The following is a 17,245-nucleotide window of genomic DNA, read 5'->3' as shown; positions in this document are numbered from 1 at the left end:
TTTTAATTTTAGATGGAGGCTAGGGTCGGAATCGAACCGACGAATAGAGGATTTGCAGTCCACGGCATTACCACTTTGCTACCCAGCCAGTATAATCGCAGTAATACTAACAATATTCAGAGAAAAAAGCAAATAAATTTTATATAACTCGTCATTGCGAGCCACTGAAAGTGGCGTGGCAATCTTATGAGAATGTCCTGGGATTGCATCAAAGCTACACTCCTCGCAATGACAATCAGTTATACAAACTCGCTAATCTGCGATTTTGCAAATAGTTTAATTTGGAAATCAATAAACTCTGCATTACCATTTGCACCTATTTCAGCAAACTTATTAGCTTTAAGTAACAGGTCATAATCTCTTGCTAAATCAGCAAAGAAAAAATCCATCTCACCGCTTTGCTTTACACCTAAAATCTCACCACTACCACGAAGTTTTAAGTCCTGCTCGGCAATATAAAATCCGTCATTAGTTTGTTTCATTATCTCAAATCTACCACGCCCAACTTTACCAAGTCTTTTAGGATTATATAGCAATATACAATATGATTGTAAACTACCACGCCCTACTCTACCTCTCAGCTGATGGAGCTGAGCAAGTCCAAACCTTTCGGCATTCTCAATAATAATTAATGTTGCTTCAGGCACATCTATCCCAACCTCGATAACAGTTGTTGCAACTAATATCTTAATTTCTCCATCCTTAAATTGCTTCATTACAGCATCTTTTTGCTCATTTTTCATCTTACCATGAATAATACCGCTGCATCCTGCATAAATATTCTCAATCGAATTAAAACGATTCATTACATCCATTAATAGTCTATCTTCTTCCTCTGATGTCATCCCGTGGCTTGTCCACGGGATCCAGTCAAAATTATTAGCATTATCAGTTGTTTTTTGGATATTGCGGTCGAGCCGCGGTATGACATCGGAGGTTTTTGCCTGCTCTATCAATGGACATATCCAATATATTCGCTCGCCTGCAACAAGCTTCTTATTTATCGCTTCTATAATATGTTCGATTTTATTGATAGACATGGTGTTTGTTGCAATAGGCAGACGATTTTTGGGCTTTCCTTGAAGCTTAGATATAGTCATATCCCCAAACATAGTAAGAGCAAGACTTCTTGGAATCGGTGTTGCGGTCATAACTTCTACCTAAAACATCGGGATTTTTACCTTTACTTATTAGATCAAGTCTTTGCTGCACGCCAAATCTATGCTGCTCATCTATCACTATATAACCGAGCTTCTTAAAATTTACTTTTTCTTGAAATAAAGCGTGAGTGCCAATTAATATATCAATTTCACCATTTTCAAGCTGCATCATAATATTTTTTCTAGCCGAGCCAAGTATTTTACCGGTAAGTAATCCAATTTTTATATCGGTATTTTTCAAAGCTCTAATAAAAAACTCATAATGCTGATTGGCAAGTAAGTCAGTCGGTGCCATTAAGGTTGATTGAAACCCCACAACTGCTACATTCGTCATGGTAAGCAGGGCTACTAAAGTTTTACCTGATCCAACATCACCTTGTAATAATCTCATCATCTCAATGCCGCTAGCCTGATCTTTCTCTATCTCTTCTATTACTTGCTGCTGATAAAAAGTTAACTCAAACCCAAGACTATTTAGTATATTAGCTTGAACCTGCTCCGCTTTAGGGTAAATATTACCATGCTTTCCTACTATTTGCGTACGTGCCTTAAAAAGAGATATCTGATTGGCGATGAGTTCTTTAGCGGCTAAGGATTTTTTATGTACATCGTCATTGCGAAGCCCCTTTAGGGGCTGCGGCAATCCAGAAATTAATGATTTTACATCACTAGATTGCCGCGTCGGCATAAATGCCTCCTCGCAATGACGAAGAACATGCACCCCTTTCAAGCTCTCTAGCACTTCATCCAAATATTCCTTTACCTCTTTATCCTGCACATTCTTACATTTCTCTTCAAACATATCTATTACTTTTATGATATATGAATATAATTGCTTGTTACTAATTAAGTATGTCAAAGAATAAATAGGTTCTAGTTCCTTTGTAAGCTTAGGATTAACGATAAATTCAGGATGAGAAATTTGTAAGTGATGATCAAAAAATTGTACCTTACCACTAATAATATGCTTCGTTCCAACTTTCAGCTTATTAAAAATAAATGGGGGTGGTTTATGAAAAAATACTAATAGCAACGAGCCTGTATCATTACTTGCTGTAATTCTTAACGGCTGATGGCTTTTATTCGGTAGATTAACGCTTTCAATTATTACTTCTACTTGAATTAAATCTCCTTCTTTAACCTCTGTTAGATTAGGTGATAATGTTTTTGTTTGATAAGAAACAGGAGAATAAAATAGCAAATCACGAATATTACTAATACCAAGCCTTTTAAGGGCAGCTGCAGTATCTTCACGAATATTAATAAAAGCTTTGATGGGGGAAAATAAAAATTTCTCTAAAATAGTTAGCATATATAATTATATATCATTATTTAATATTATGATTATATATACCTCTTAAGAATAATAAAAATAATTATTTAATTTGTACCAGAGATGAAAAGCGGTTTTCATCTCTGGTACTCATTATTTTAAGGCTTATAAATCCAGTTTTAGACCCGCTCTAACTATAGCTGAAGATTTTAAAGGCATACCCTCTATAAATCCTGCTGTTTTATAACCACCTGAACCAACTATTTTAAATGTATCATTTAAACTAAGTTCAAAATTAACAGCTCCAAAGCCACCTTTTTTACATTTTTCCTTTAAAGGAGTAGCAGTTAGCATTTTAGGCTGATTCCAATAAGCAGCTTCTAAACCTAAAGAAATAAAATCAAATTTTGCTAAGTTATTTGCTTTAAATCCAACGCCATAAGACTTAAATTTTTGATTTTTTCCGTAGTTAATATTAAGTTGGATATATTTATCGTCAATAACAAAATGATTAACTAAACCACGCTCTAAACCATATGGAGCAAGTATAGCTCTGGTAGCTGGTAAATATTTTACTCTTCCTAAATTAATCATTGGAATATTATCAAGATTAGTATTCATTACAAATGAATAAGCAGAATAGAATAAAAATGGATCAATTAAATCTAAATAAGCATAAGAACGCATTTTGCTTTTGGTAATATAATTATTACCATATATACTATTCATCAGTTTTGTATAAGCATTAATATCGTTGCCCTTTTTATCAGTTTCATTAAAATTAGTGTCAAAAATATAAGTTGCTTGATCTAACCTTGCTATAAAATAACCTATACCATAAGTAGGGTTAATTTTATTACTGCTCATATATCTATCTTTAATATTTTCAGATAATAGATAACTTGCTTGCATTCCTCCAACATCTATAGCTGCTTTTTTATGAACCTGTAAAGAATCAAAATCTTTTGCCTTATTATTGAGTGAATCCATCGAAAGGATTAACTTTATACTTTGTTACTTTTAAGTCAAACTCTCTCATTCTAGCACCATGCCCACCTATTTCATGATTAGCAACCATAAGTTACTACATAACTATATCCTTTTTTGGATGAGGTATTATCTATGCTTGATGCATTTGCTGCTACTGACAAAATGCATGTAGCAAAGGCTAAACTTAATTTACTTATTTTCATAATTATTAATATTTGTTAATTTATCAGAAAGGCATTATATATAATATTTATAAAATTAACAAGTAAATTTTTTAATAAGTTAAAGTTGTTAATATTCTTGACTTATTGTGAAAATCCCCATAATTTCTTAATAGTAAGTATTAAATAATAAAAAATTTATGAACAAAATCTATCCTTCAACTGAAGCAGCCCTTGAAGGATTACTTTATGACAGCATGACTATCATGTCAGGCGGATTCGGTCTATGCGGTATCCCTGAAAATCTAATCAATGCCCTACTTAAGAGCAACGTCCAAAATTTAACGATTATCAGCAATAATTGCGGTGTTGATAATTTCGGTCTTGGTTTACTTCTTCAAACTAAACAAATCAAAAAAATGATCTCTTCTTATGTAGGGGAAAATAAAATTTTTGAGCAGCAATATCTTGATAAAGTATTAGAGCTTGAATTAAACCCACAAGGAACTCTTGCCGAGCGAATTAGAGCTGCTTGTGCTGGGATTCCCGCTTTCTATACTAAAACCGGTATAGGTACGATCGTAGAAGAGAATAAAGAAACTAAAGAATTTAACGGCGAAAAATATATAATGGAGACAGCATTACAGGCTGATCTTGCTATTATTAAAGGCTATAAAGCTGATAAAAGCGGTAATGTTATTTATAATAAAACCGCTAGAAATTTCAACGCTGTAATGGCAGGTGCGGCAAAAGTCACTGTTTGTGAAGTAGAAGAAATAGTTGAAGTTGGTGAACTTAATCCTGATGATATTCACACTCCTAATATTTTTGTGCAGAGGCTAATAGTCGGTGAAAAATACGAAAAACGCATTGAGCAACTAACAACAAGAGCAAAATAAATGGCTTGGAGCAAAGAACAAATTTATCAAATAACAGCAGAGCTTGAACTTACGGACGGCTTATATGTTAATCTTGGCATAGGTATGCCAACTAACGTGGCAAACTATATCCCTAAAGGCATAACTATAACGCTTCATAGCGAAAACGGTATGCTTGGGATGGGACCTTTTCCTTATGTAGGTGATGAAGATCCTGACTTAATTAATGCCGGCAAGCAGACTATAACGGCTTTGCCAGAAAGTAGTTATTTTGACAGTAGTTTTTCTTTCGGGATGATTAGAGGTGGGCATATTGATCTGACTATTTTAGGAGCTATGCAAGTTTCAGAAAAAGGCGACCTTGCTAATTGGACTATTCCAGGTAAGATGGTTAAAGGTATGGGCGGAGCTATGGATTTGGTCGCCAACACCAAACGAGTAGTTGTTATAATGGAACATAATGCCAAAGATGGCGGTGCTAAATTATTAAAAGAATGTAACTTTCCTTTAACAGGTGCTAAAGTAGTTAATAGAGTAATTACCGACCTTAGAATTTTTGATATTGATAAAGATAAGATGATACTCTCTAAAAAAGCCGAAGACGTTACTGTTGAAGAAATAAAATCCAAAACAGAAGCTGAATTTATAGTGAATTTGTAAGGAGTTCTCGTCATTGCGAGCGACTGCAAGGAGCGTGGCAATCTCATTTTATTATCCTGAGATTGCATCAAAGCTACGCTCCTCGCAGGGCATTGTTGTGTGGATCAAGAGTCGTCATTGCGAGCAAATGAAATGAGCGTGGCAATCCAGAAAAAATAATAAAAAATGCTATAAATTAGCATTTTTTAACTAGATTGCTTCGTCAATTACTTCGTAATTTCCTCGCAATGACGGAAAAACTGATCTACGCAACAAAGCCTCCTCGCAATGACGATTTAGTTGTAACACTTAAAGGAGAATAGAATGGTTAAAGTAGCTATCGTATATTATAGCGGATATGGTCATACTGTTAAAGTAGCCGAAGAAATAAATAAAAGCGTAAAAGAAGCAGGAGCAGAAACCTCCTTAATTCAAATAAGCAAAGACAAACCTGATAATGTAGATTGGAGTTTGTTAGATAATGCAGATGCTATTATTTTTGGAGCTCCAACTTATATGGGTAGTTTAGCTGGTCCTTTTAAAACATTTATGGACTCTACTTCAATAAAATGGAAAGACAAAATAGCAGCAGGCTTTACTAATTCTGCTTCTTATTCAGGCGATAAGCTTTGTAGTATTCAACAGTTATTTCATTTTGCAATGCAGCATTGTATGATTTGGGTTGGACAAGCTGAATCTGCCCCACAATTTGCCGATCATGAGATGCCTGACCATGGTAAAACTAACCGATTAGGTAGCTGGTCCGGTCTTATGACACAATCAAATCATAAATCCGCCCCTAATATTGCCCCTACAAAAGGTGATTTACTAACTGCTAATTTATTTGGAAAAAGAATAGTCGAAGTGACCAAGAGATTGAAAGGTAGTTAAAAATCTTTGTTGTGATCGAAAAGCACCTAGGGCGTTGTCATCCCGTGGCGGCTTTGTTGCGTGGATCGATTTTTCCTCTGTCATCCCGTGCGCTTGTAGCGGGATCCAGCTTAAAGTACTAAAATTATTAGTATCAAAAGTTGTTTTTCTGGATACCGTGGACAAGCTACGGTATGACACCTTAGGTGCTTTTCGATCCACGCAACAATGCCTCCCGTGGCCCCGCCACGGGATCCAGTTAAAAATATGCAATATTCTTAACTATTTTTACTGGATTGCTTCATCGAAACTTTTAGTTTCTTCTCGCAATGACGATAAGGAAATAATACGTTTCTCATAATCGCTGAGCTTAAAGAGCAATTATAAGATTACTATATTGTTATTATACGTTATACTCAAGTGCAAGCATACCATTACCAACTAATTCTAGTGCATTATTTTCTATTACAGATGCTATATTAGATACTTCGCTGTGGCTTGGTAAATTTTCGTAAACAAGATTACATATTCCTGCTACTCCGTTTGCTATACCTGCAGTATTTTCGTATACGAAATGTGCTGCTTCTAAACCTGTAAATGCTGCATTCTTTACAGTTTCGTATGCATTTTCTGGTGAAGTTAAAATTGCTGCTGTAACAAAAGTTGCCATAACAGCTGTTGGGTGATGGTAAATTGCCCCAGCAACACCTGCTACTAATCCACTTAAAACTTTCGGCATAGCAAAACCAAAAGCATGACCGGTCATTACTTCACCAGCAAATTCTTTATAAGCACAAAGCCCAAGTACACCTTGAAACATTGCTTTACCACCATAAGTAGCTGCTAAACCAGCGTACATACCACAATTTACTGCAGCTTGACCAGCATTTGCAAAATGTTCTGAAGCACTAGAGAAGTAGTTGTATGTTGTTTCAGAGATTTTAACACCGGTATATTTAGATGTTATATTTGGCATAATTTTTCCTCTTTTAAAGATAAATATGTTTGTTAATTAGGTCTAACTTTTAGTTAATAAGTTAATTATTAGTTAATTTATTTCGGCTAAAAATTATAAACTCGCTTCAACGAGTTATTCTTCTTCTTGAATACATTATACACAAAATATCGTACTATGTCAAGCAGGAATATTAATTTTTTAATAAATAGTTAATGTTACTTATATTTATAGGGATTATTAGACAAAACTTGAATAGTTATTGCGAAGAAATTATAAAATAATTAACGAAGCAACCTCAGGCATTTTATATTGTTTTATAAGATTGCCGACTTTCTTACAGAAGTTTGTAGTCATTTAAGTTATCTAGATCTTTCATCTTGTTTACTTTTATTAGATATAGATTTATTAGGAGTAGTAGGTACTGAAATAGAGCTTGATGTGTTTATCATACTTCCTCTATTCATAGCTTTTTGCATTTCTTTTGTTTTAGCAAAACTCCTTGTTGGATTGCTTAAAACTTGTTTAATATCAGCACTTTGAGAACTTTTTTCTCTATTCATGGATTTTTGCATTTCTTTTGTTTTGGCAAAATTACTTGTTGGGCTGTTTAAAACTTGCTTAATATTAGCACTTTGAGAACTTGGACTTTGAACACTAGGAGTTTGAGAGCTAATAATGCTAGAAAGTCTCTTATTCAATATTTCATCTATTTTATTGTTTAGATATACTTCTTGATCTTTTCCGGTAACCATGGTGTAAATTTTTTCAGCAAATCCAAGTTTGATTTTACTTGTTTCATTTATCGTATTTACCAATGTATCTTTATGCTGGGTTAAATTTTTGGTATCTAATTTAGATAAAGCTTTTTCAAATTGCTCAAGCTGAGTATCGGTAAGATCAGGATTTTGTGCCTTAACGTTATCCATTAATTTTTCTGTCGCTATTAACTTATCATTGGCTTTTTCAAGTTTATCATTTAATGAGTTTTTAAAATTTGCTATATTTTCTGGAGTTAGTTTGGAATTATCTAAAGTGGTTATTTCATAATCATAACCATCTTGATTAAAATTAAATTTAGGATTACCAAAAGCTTTTTCTACTTCAGGTCTAATTATTTGATATGTTAATTTTGATCTAAGTTGTTCATTACCTTTCATGATTTTTTCATAAAGCTCTTCAGGTATTTTTACTTCATTAGATATTTGATTAGTAAGTATTTTATTGGCTTCTTTATCTAATGGTATATATTGATCATTTTTCAATTCTTTAAAATCCAAAGATTCATTTATAATTTCATATTCAACACGATTTTTTACTGCTGCCTTCACTTTTTCATTAGTTGAAAACTTTTCTCTAAATTCTTTATCATAATTATTTATTCTTTCTTTTATTGCAGGAAATTCTTCAAAATCTTTTCCATCAGAAACCGCTGGAAGAACGCTTTTTTCTACTAAATACTCCCTCAAATCTGTTAAAGTTGCTTTAAGGCTTATTACCGCATTTACCCCTCCAGTTTTACTTTGCTGATTCTTTTCCGTTTCTATTGTTGCGTTTAATTCCTTTTGAAACTCTTCATCCTTTACGTCGATTGGTTTTTTGTTAGCTTTAACTTTATTTGCAAATTGAGCTGCTGCAAAATTTTCTAAATTTTTTATATCTTTTTCAACATATTCTAATCTTTCTAAGATAATTTTTTCTTTTTGTTCCTTAGTAAGTGTATTTCCTTTTCCATCACTATCTTTTGACATATCAAAATTCCTTATTAAGTTTATTTAATTAAATCATTATTTAAAAATGCTAACAAGTTAATTAAAATTAATTTAGGTTAAAGTATATTATAAATATAAAATTATTACCTAAATGACACTCTTGAATATTGACAATTTACTTAATATATACCAAACTGCGTGGTTTAATGGCTTTTGAAATTAATAATATGACTTTTATAGAAGAATTTATAAATAAAGGATATTTCCACCAATGTACCGATTTAGAGCGGTTAACCAGTATAACAAAAGAAAGTAAGATCGCAGCTTATATCGGCTTTGACTGCACTGCAACATCGCTACATATTGGTAGTTTAATGCAGATAATGATATTGCGACTACTTCAAAAGCATGGGCATAAGCCAATAGTGATTATTGGCGGTGGTACGAGTAAAATCGGTGATCCTACTTGGAAAGATGAGGCACGTAAAATTTTAAGCAAGGAAGATATAGCTAAAAATGCGGAAGGCATCAAAAAATCTCTGTCTAAATTCATCAAGTTCGGTGACGGTGAAAGTGATGCTATTATGCTCGATAATGCGGAGTGGTTAGACTCACTTCATTATCTAGATTTCCTAAGAGATTTTGGCAGCCATTTCTCGGTAAACCGTATGCTTACTATGGATTCGGTAAAGCTTAGACTAGAGCGGGAGCAGCATTTGAGCTTTTTAGAATTTAACTATATGTTGCTGCAAGCCTATGATTTTTACTATTTAAGCAAACATTATAATTGTAGTCTGCAACTTGGTGGTAGTGATCAATGGGGTAATATCGTAATGGGGGCGGATTTAACTCGCAAAATAAGTAGCAAAGAAGTGTTTGGTATGACAACGCCGTTACTTACAACTGCTTCAGGTGCTAAAATGGGTAAGACGGCTGCAGGTGCTGTATGGCTTAATGAAGATCTGCTAAGCCCTTATGATTATTACCAATATTGGCGTAACTGTGAAGATGCTGACGTGGTTAGATTTGCTAAATTATATAGTGAGCTAACAAGTGAAGAGCTTACAGCATTTGAAAATTTAGCAAGTACGGATATTAATGCCGCTAAAAAGCAGCTTGCTTATGAATTGACTAAACTTTGTCATGGAGAGCAAGAAGCCAATACCGCTTTAGAGACTTCAGTAAAAATATTTGAACAAGGACAAATTGACGAAAATTTAACCACCATAGTTCTAGAGCCGGAAATGTTACAAGCAGGCATTACTGCGTTTGAACTATTTCATGAAGCTGGGCTTGCTACCTCTAAATCTGAAGCACGTAAGCTTATAAGAGGAAAAGGAGCTAAAGTAAATGATCAGCTTATAGAAGACGAGAATATGATAATTAATACTACTTTCTTACTTGATAATAAGGTTATTAAACTCTCTGCCGGTAAAAAAAGACATATATTAGTTAAGGTTTAGAAAAAGGTCATTCTCGCATAGATTGAGAGTCATCATTACGAGGAAATTACGAAGTAATTGATGAAGCAATCTCAGGATGTTTAATGAGATTGCCACGCTCCTTACAGTCGCGTAGCTCATGACGATTTGGTATCCATGCAATAAAGCCTATGCAGAAATGATATATGGCTCTAGTTAGCAAGCAACTAGATGGCACTTTACATAACTATACTTTCATGTCCCATTAAATGCATCACATCTTCAGCAGTAACTTCAGATAACCCAGAATATACCATACCCTCAGGCATAGCTAATTTTTTATTTCCAGAAGAAAAGGATATTTTACAAATATCATAACAGCTTATTATTCTATCATTAACAACCATATCTTCTAATGATTCAACTTTAGTATATGATATATACTTATCCGTCATATCCTGTGTTTTTATATTTGGTTTTTAAAACTTCTAACAAATGTGAATAACTAAACTTATCCTTAAAATTAAATATAATCATATCCCCTTTCTCATTATTTAATAAAAAGTTAATTATTTAATATAGTATCAATTTTTTAATTAATAATCAAATATAATTTTGAAAAATATTTCAAAACTTAACAATAATTATATCAATACTTAATAATAATATAAGTTGCAAAAATACACTACTATTCTACTAAAATTAAATTCAACTATTAATTTATTTTGATGATGCATCAAATAATCTTATTATCAATTTTATTTAAAAAACAATTAATAATTATGAAAGATAAACAAAATGAAGCCTGGGAAGTTACAGGAGTTGATACACTTAGCAAGGCAAAAGATTTAAGTAATGAAAAAACAGATACAGAAATTCCTACTATTATTAAAAATTCAGAAAATTCCGCTAGAACAACTGCTGAACATATAATACTAACAGGTACAAATGATTTAACAAGTGTAGCTAGCTTACCGGCAACACGTATAGCTAAATATGCTTCTCTTGCTATTATAAACACTAACCTGCAAATAGAAAAAGAAGCGGATTTAAAACCTACTTTTGAAAAATTACATCCCTACATATTAGAATATAGTAACAGCAAGGAATTTGAAGAAAAGGTAAATAAGGTAACTATAGACTCAAAATCTCAAGCCGAAGCTTTAGCTTCTAAAGTTATTAATAATACCGATACAACAACATTAAATAAAGAAGAACTAGACGCAAAAAATTTATATGAAACTATAAACACAAATTATTCCAAATTACCTAAAGAATCACACTCAAAATCACCAGAACAATATTTGGAAAAAATATTATTTGATAAAACTAGAATGAAAGCTTTAGAAGATACAATAATATCTGATCTAGAACCAAAATTAGTAAAAGAAGCAGAAAGTCAAGGATTTAAAAAATTAACTGAACATTCAAAAGATAGAACTACTTATTGTTTTTATGGGGCACCAGCATCCGGAAAAGGGACATCTGTAGCAATGCGTAGATCAGAAGCAATCAAGGGGAAGGAAAAAATTGGGCTGATATAGTAAAAATTAACACTGATAGTCATAGAGATTTTATAGATGATAGCTCACCTACTAGTAAAATTGAGAATAGATCAGCTCTTAATCATGCAGAAGCAGGATTTATTTCTAATATGTCATATCGTTTATATGAGAAAAAAGTTAACGACAATAAAGCTCCTGATATGCTAGTTGATACTATAATGCCTAATCAATATATACTTGATATGGCAGTTAAAAATGGAGGAAAAACTTTAATTGATGTTATCTCAATTCCGACAGAAAAATGTGTAGAAAGAGCATATGAACGAGGAAAAGAAGAACAACGATTTGTACCAACTGATTATATTATCAATGCAAATATTAATGTCCCAAAGAATTTTCATGATATTATGTCTAAGAATATTGGAAAAGATATTGAATATAAAATAGTAGACAATGATGTGGAAAGAGGTAAAAAACCGATATTAATAGAACAAGGTAATCTTAAAGAAAAAACAGTAGAGATACACGATAAAACTAGGTTAGATGAATTTTTACGTAAACAAAACTTAAATCCTAAAGCACAAAACCCACAGGAATTATATAGCGAAGATTATCATAAAAAAACTCCGACTTATAAATTTAATGATAGTAATTTAGGTATAAAAGTAAGCTATACAAAAGTTACAGATGAAGCTCAAATGATTGGATCACAGTTAGGGAATCAATTACAATCTAATAACTCTAATCCATTGCCAAATACTAATAAAAATGTTATAATAAAGAAAAATAATCAAATATGTAGGTAATAATATGTCCAAGAAACCAAACAATAAAGATAACAACTTTTTATCACCTGAAGAACTTGCTTTTGCTGAAGAATATGATAAGCATCATGATAATACTGTTGTACATACTAATGATGATGCACAAGCTTGGGCAAAAAAATTGTTAGGTGAGTCTAATAACACTACTACTAATAACCCTACAGACAAAGCTTAATAGCTTAATTTTTATGCAAGGCATTAAAGATCATTTTCGCAAGTGATTTACTAATGCCTTTTACTTTAGAAAGCTCATCTAGCGTCGCATCTGATACTGCTTTATATGAACCAAAATAATGCAGTAATGCCTTTTTACGTGTATCCCCTATTCCCTCTATTTCATCAAGGCTTGAGACTTTTATAGCACGTGACCTACTAAGTCTATGATTCTTTATTGCAAAATTATGAGCTTCATCCCGTAGGATTTGTAAATATTTCATGAGCGGTAAATTCTTGTTCAAGGTAAATACTTCTCTACCTACCATATGAAACTGCTCAAGACCAGCATTTCTATCAGGACCTTTTGACATACAAACAAACGGAATATCCATTTGAAGCTTGTTCATCACTTCTTTAACAATTCCTAAATGTCCTTTCCCCCCATCAATAATCATCAAGCTTGGCAACCTATGCGGCTCTTGTTTTAATCGTGTAAGCCTTCTGGTAAGGACTTGTCTTAGCATTTCATAGTCATCACCTACAGCGTCATACCGTGGCTTGTCCACGGTATCCAAAAAACAACTAACACCATCATTGTTTGTTGATTTACTGGATCCCGTGATCGAGTCACGGGATGACAACGAAAAAACCCGATATTCTTTTTTATCAAAACCGGATTTACCAGCAACTATCATAACCCCGACGGCAAACTTACCTTGAATATGGCTATTATCGTAAACCTCAATTCTCTCAGGAATTTCAGGAAGATTAAATAACTCTTTAACCTCAAACATAAGTTCTTGATTTTTAGTAAATTTCTTTAAATATTGCTCAAGTGAAAATAAAGCATTTTCCTCAGCATTTTGAACTAATTTAAGCTTACCGCCGCTAGCAGGAATTGTAATGCTAAGCTTAGCAAAATCATTAATACTCCTAATCGCTTCTATGATATTATCTTTATCATCAATTTCGTGATTGATAATAATTTCCGGAGGCACTTGTTGCTTTTGATAAAATTGCAGTAAAAAATGCCTTAACACTTCTTCTTTAGTACTATTTTCAGTAGAAGTAGGGAAATACGGAATATTACCGCAAGCTTGCCCTATTCTATATAAAAATACCTCTACGCAATAATGCCCATTCTTTTCTACAATAGCAATTATATCTGCATCTTTAACAATATCCGTAATACCAGCTTTAAGCTGTACATAACTCAATGCCTTAATACGATCTCTGATGTCTGCCGCTTCTTCAAAACGCATCTGCTCGCTTAACTCTTCCATTTTCTTCGATAGATTTTCTTGGAGTTCTTTACTGCGTCCTTGCAAGAAATCTTTAACCTGCCCTACTAGCTCTGCATAATCCTTTTTATTAATCTTACCAACACATGGAGCATAACAACGCTTGATTTCATATTGTAGGCAAGGACGAGTACGTGAATTGAAGTAATTATCTGTGCAGGAACGTAGTTTAAAGATTTTTTGTAGTTCTGATAAAGTAGTGTTAACTTCGGTTGCTGAAGCAAACGGACCAAAAAACTTCCCATCATTTAAGGCTCTGCCTCGGTATTTTAGCAATTGCGGGAAATCATGATCTAAACGTAATTTGATGAAAGGGAAAGATTTATCGTCTTTAAGAAGAATATTGAATTTCGGTTGAAATTTTTTGATTAGCTGAGCTTCTAAAAGCAGTGCTTCGACTTCAGAATTAGTAATGCTATACTCTAACGAGCAAGTATTTGCAACCATCCGAAGCGTTTTAGTATCTAAATCTGTTTTAATGTAATTAGTAAGACGCTTTTTTAGGTTTTTAGCTTTACCGACATAAATGACTTGTTTATTAGCGTCAAACATCCGATAGACCCCTGAACGCTCAGGGATATCTATAAGCTTGGACTTAATTAACTCATTTCCGGTAAGTTCCATAGTCATATATTATATGTCATTCCCGTGTAGGCTTGCCCGCGTGGATCAAAAACACTCTTGGTGTCATCTAATTGCTTGATCACAGTATCCAAAAAATAATAAAAAATACTAATATTATTAGTATTTTTTTACTAGATTGCTTCGTCGAAACTTACAGTTTCTTCTCGCAATGACGGGAACTAAGTTATAACTGTTTTTTCTCTTGAATCAGCTCAAATACCTCGACTGTATCGCCCTCTCTGATATCTTCGTAATTCTCAAATGCGATACCACACTCATAGCCTTCTCTGACTTCTTTAACTTCTTCTTTAAAGCGTTTTAAAGTTTTCAGCTTACCCTCATGAATTACTATATTATCACGTAATAAGCGTACTCCTGCTCCTTTCTTAATAATACCTCTAGTGACATAAGAACCAGCGATTTTACCAATCTTGGTAATGTTAAATATCTGCCTAATTTCTACTGATCCAATATATTGTTCTCTGATAATCGGATCAAGCATTCCGCTCATAATTGCTTTCACGTCATCTAATAGATCGTATATTATGCTGTAATATCTAATTTCAACTTTTTCTTTCTCTGCAGCAGTTTTTGCGTTTGCACCTGCTCTAACATTAAAACCAACAATGATAGCTGAAGAAGCATGAGCAAGTGATACATCCGATTCTGTTATAGGACCTACACCACTGTGAAGAATGCGGAGCTTAACTTCATCATTTGGTAATTTTAATAAACTACCAGCAATAGCTTCAACTGACCCGTGAACATCACCTTTAATAATTAAAGGTAATTCTTTAATTTTACTACTACCAGAAGCTTTTAAGAATAAATCTTCTAGACTTGAACGTGGTGCTATAGATATTTTCTTTTCTTTAGCAACTCGCTCCCTATATTCTGCTATGTCTTTTGCTTGCTTTTCAGTTTGTACTACGTTAAACATATAACCGGCATGAGGAACATGACTCAAGCCCTGAATTTCTATTGGAACGGATGGGGTAGCTTCTAAAACTTCTATTCCTTTATCGTTGGTCATTTTTTTGACTTTACCATACGCAGTTCCAGCTATTATAATATCGCCACTTTTTAAAGTACCACGCTGAACTAGCATGGTTGTTAACGCACCTCTTCCTTTTTCGATTTTTGATTCGATCACGACACCGCTAGCTGATCCGAATGGACTTGCTTTTAAATTTTGCATTTCTGCAATTAATAAAATAGCTTCTTCAAGCTTGTCTAAATTAATTTTTTTAAGTGCCGAGATCGGAATAACCATAACATCACCACCAGCTTCCTCGCCGATAATTTCATACATATAGAGTTCGTTTTTTACACGCTCAATATCAATATCAGGCTTATCTATCTTATTAATGGCAACTATTATAGGAACATTTGCTGCTTTTGCATGGTTAATCGCTTCAACAGTTTGCGGCTTAATTCCGTCATCTGCTGCAACTACTATGATAACTATATCAGTGACACCTGCCCCTCTTGAACGCATTTCTGAGAAAGCTTCATGACCAGGAGTATCAATAAATGTAATAGCTCTACCATCAGCAAGCGTTACTCTATAAGCACCGATATGCTGGGTAATTCCCCCTGTCTCACCGGATGCTACATCTGTAGATTTCAGAGCATCAAGTAGAGAAGTTTTTCCGTGGTCAACATGCCCCATAACTGTAACAACTGGTGCACGTGATCTTAAATCTTCTTCTTTATCATTGGTAATTAAGATATTTTCAACATCCGATTCTTGGACTCTTTTGACAGCATGACCTAGATGTGTGGCTACTAATTCTGCAGTATCTGCATCAATTGTTTGACTAGCATTAACAAGGATGCCAAGCTTCATTAACTCTTTAATAACATCAGATACACGCTCAGACATTGCATTTGCAAAATCACCAACACCAATAACTTCAGGTAGCGTTATTTCTCTATATACTTTTTCAGGGGCTTGTACTAATGATTTACGCTTTTCTTTTTCTCTTGCTCTTTTTATAGAAGCAAGACTTCTAGTTCTAGTTCTATTGTCGTTTTCATCGTCACCAACCATATTAAAGAGGTCAGTCTTTTTAAACTTTCTTGATTCTTCAACTTTAGGTTTTGGTACAATCACCTTATTTTCGGTTACTTTATCTACATCTTTTTCCGATTCTATACCATAACGAGTTCTAGTTCCTACTAACGGAGATTTTACAAAAATATCCTCTTTCTTTTTAGGAGTTTGAAGTGCAGACTCCTCAGTATCTTTTACTTCTTCTATTTTTGTCTCTTCTTTAACTTTGTTAGTATCGCTGCTTTCTTCTTGCTCAACTTCTATAGGATCTTCTTGTGAAGCAATAGATTGATTAATACTTGCAAGTTTACTTAAAGTACTTATTTGTGGATTATCATTTAATTTTGATTGTTCTGCAGCTTTTTTTAGAATAGATAAGCGTCTGTTAAATTCTTCACTACCACTACTTGAACCAGTTTCTAAACTACCTTTCTCTTTATTTAATGAAAGGGTAGTAGTAGAACCACTAGAGCTTTTTCTAACCTCTACTAATGTTTTCGACTTAGCATTAACAAAATTTTGAGTACTCGCAAGAGAGTCAAAAGACTTGTTAAGTGACAATTTCGTATTGCTAAGTGTCAACTTTTTGGGTTTGTTTTCCTGGTTATCCGTCATATTTAAACCTTTGTGTTTAGTAATAGAACCCTTTGCTAGAGTAATATGGTGCCTTAACTGGAGACCGTCATTGCGAGGAGCGTAGCGACAAAGCAATCTCAGGAC

At 33.5% G+C, this 17,245-nt stretch carries 14 protein-coding genes, 1 tRNA gene and 3 pseudogenes; 8 read left to right on the top strand and 10 right to left on the bottom strand.

Annotated elements, in window-relative coordinates:
- Nucleotides 1-13: 13 nt before the first annotated feature.
- The 5 genes and pseudogenes from AAHF54_RS03290 to AAHF54_RS03275 form a co-directional block, all read right to left on the bottom strand.
- Nucleotides 14-88 (bottom strand) — tRNA-Cys (locus AAHF54_RS03290).
- A 151-nt stretch (nt 89-239) separates the two neighbouring features.
- Nucleotides 240-1,761 (bottom strand): annotated as a pseudogene (locus AAHF54_RS03285) (ATP-dependent DNA helicase RecG); the annotation flags it as partial.
- A gap of 111 nt (nt 1,762-1,872) precedes the next feature.
- A pseudogene (locus tag AAHF54_RS07460) lies at nt 1,873-2,472 on the bottom strand (ATP-dependent DNA helicase RecG); the annotation flags it as partial.
- A gap of 126 nt (nt 2,473-2,598) precedes the next feature.
- A complete protein-coding gene (locus tag AAHF54_RS03280) occupies nt 2,599-3,423 on the bottom strand; it encodes a hypothetical protein (protein ID WP_341789135.1) in 825 nt (274 codons plus the stop codon).
- 77 nt (nt 3,424-3,500) lie between these two features.
- Nucleotides 3,501-3,626 (bottom strand): hypothetical protein, encoded by a 126-nt coding sequence (locus tag AAHF54_RS03275; RefSeq protein WP_341789134.1) that lies wholly within the window; start codon nt 3,624-3,626, stop codon nt 3,501-3,503.
- Nucleotides 3,627-3,784: 158 nt separating this feature from the next.
- Here AAHF54_RS03275 and AAHF54_RS03270 point away from each other — a divergent pair, with 158 nt between their 5' ends.
- The 4 genes and pseudogenes from AAHF54_RS03270 (at nt 3,785) to AAHF54_RS03255 (ending at nt 5,992) form a co-directional block, all read left to right on the top strand.
- Nucleotides 3,785-4,483: a CoA transferase subunit A gene (locus tag AAHF54_RS03270; protein ID WP_342170209.1), complete on the top strand. Its 699-nt coding sequence runs from the start codon at nt 3,785-3,787 to the stop codon at nt 4,481-4,483.
- Nucleotides 4,484-5,122 (top strand): 3-oxoacid CoA-transferase subunit B, encoded by a 639-nt coding sequence (locus tag AAHF54_RS03265; RefSeq protein ID WP_342170208.1) that lies wholly within the window; start codon nt 4,484-4,486, stop codon nt 5,120-5,122.
- 303 nt (nt 5,123-5,425) lie between these two features.
- Nucleotides 5,426-5,731: pseudogene (locus tag AAHF54_RS03260) on the top strand (flavodoxin family protein); the annotation flags it as partial.
- Nucleotides 5,732-5,773: 42 nt separating this feature from the next.
- A complete protein-coding gene (locus AAHF54_RS03255; protein ID WP_341789219.1) occupies nt 5,774-5,992 on the top strand; it encodes a transcriptional regulator in 219 nt (72 codons plus the stop codon).
- A 382-nt stretch (nt 5,993-6,374) separates the two neighbouring features.
- On the opposite strand, the gene AAHF54_RS03250 is transcribed toward AAHF54_RS03255, so the two are convergent.
- Together AAHF54_RS03250 and AAHF54_RS03245 are read right to left on the bottom strand one after the other, a co-directional pair.
- The gene (locus AAHF54_RS03250; RefSeq protein WP_341789132.1) at nt 6,375-6,947 is read right to left on the bottom strand and encodes a hypothetical protein; all 573 of its coding nucleotides are present in this window, start codon (nt 6,945-6,947) and stop codon (nt 6,375-6,377) included.
- Between the two features lie 341 nt (nt 6,948-7,288).
- Nucleotides 7,289-8,677: a hypothetical protein gene (locus AAHF54_RS03245; RefSeq protein ID WP_342170207.1), complete on the bottom strand. Its 1,389-nt coding sequence runs from the start codon at nt 8,675-8,677 to the stop codon at nt 7,289-7,291.
- Nucleotides 8,678-8,865: 188 nt separating this feature from the next.
- Here AAHF54_RS03245 and tyrS point away from each other — a divergent pair, with 188 nt between their 5' ends.
- Nucleotides 8,866-10,101 (top strand): tyrosine--tRNA ligase, encoded by a 1,236-nt coding sequence (tyrS, locus tag AAHF54_RS03240; protein WP_342170235.1) that lies wholly within the window; start codon nt 8,866-8,868, stop codon nt 10,099-10,101.
- A gap of 197 nt (nt 10,102-10,298) precedes the next feature.
- On the opposite strand, the gene AAHF54_RS03235 is transcribed toward tyrS, so the two are convergent.
- Nucleotides 10,299-10,514 (bottom strand): hypothetical protein, encoded by a 216-nt coding sequence (locus tag AAHF54_RS03235; RefSeq protein ID WP_341795021.1) that lies wholly within the window; start codon nt 10,512-10,514, stop codon nt 10,299-10,301.
- 327 nt (nt 10,515-10,841) lie between these two features.
- Between AAHF54_RS03235 and AAHF54_RS03230 the strand changes: the two genes are divergently transcribed.
- The 3 genes from AAHF54_RS03230 to AAHF54_RS03220 all read left to right on the top strand — a co-directional run bounded on the left by AAHF54_RS03230 (nt 10,842) and on the right by AAHF54_RS03220 (nt 12,563).
- Entirely contained in the window at nt 10,842-11,603 is a 762-nt protein-coding gene (locus AAHF54_RS03230; protein ID WP_341789128.1) for a hypothetical protein, read from the top strand.
- Between the two features lie 110 nt (nt 11,604-11,713).
- On the top strand, nt 11,714-12,370 hold the full coding sequence (locus AAHF54_RS03225; RefSeq protein ID WP_342170206.1) for a hypothetical protein: 657 nt from the start codon (nt 11,714-11,716) through the stop codon (nt 12,368-12,370).
- A gap of 4 nt (nt 12,371-12,374) precedes the next feature.
- Nucleotides 12,375-12,563 carry a hypothetical protein gene (locus tag AAHF54_RS03220; protein WP_341789126.1) on the top strand — a complete coding sequence of 63 codons (189 nt, stop codon included), beginning with the start codon at nt 12,375-12,377 and terminating at the stop codon, nt 12,561-12,563.
- 4 nt (nt 12,564-12,567) lie between these two features.
- Here the strand turns inward: AAHF54_RS03220 and uvrC are convergent, their stop codons facing one another.
- A complete protein-coding gene (gene uvrC, locus AAHF54_RS03215) occupies nt 12,568-14,475 on the bottom strand; it encodes an excinuclease ABC subunit UvrC (protein WP_342170205.1) in 1,908 nt (635 codons plus the stop codon).
- 178 nt (nt 14,476-14,653) lie between these two features.
- Nucleotides 14,654-17,140: a translation initiation factor IF-2 gene (infB, locus tag AAHF54_RS03210; RefSeq protein WP_342170204.1), complete on the bottom strand. Its 2,487-nt coding sequence runs from the start codon at nt 17,138-17,140 to the stop codon at nt 14,654-14,656.
- Nucleotides 17,141-17,245: the final 105 nt, after the last annotated feature.

Origin of the sequence: Rickettsia endosymbiont of Seladonia tumulorum, assembly GCF_964030815.1 — a bacterium.
In the GTDB taxonomy this organism is placed as follows: domain Bacteria; phylum Pseudomonadota; class Alphaproteobacteria; order Rickettsiales; family Rickettsiaceae; genus Rickettsia.
This window is presented reverse-complemented; position numbering and strand designations above follow the sequence as displayed.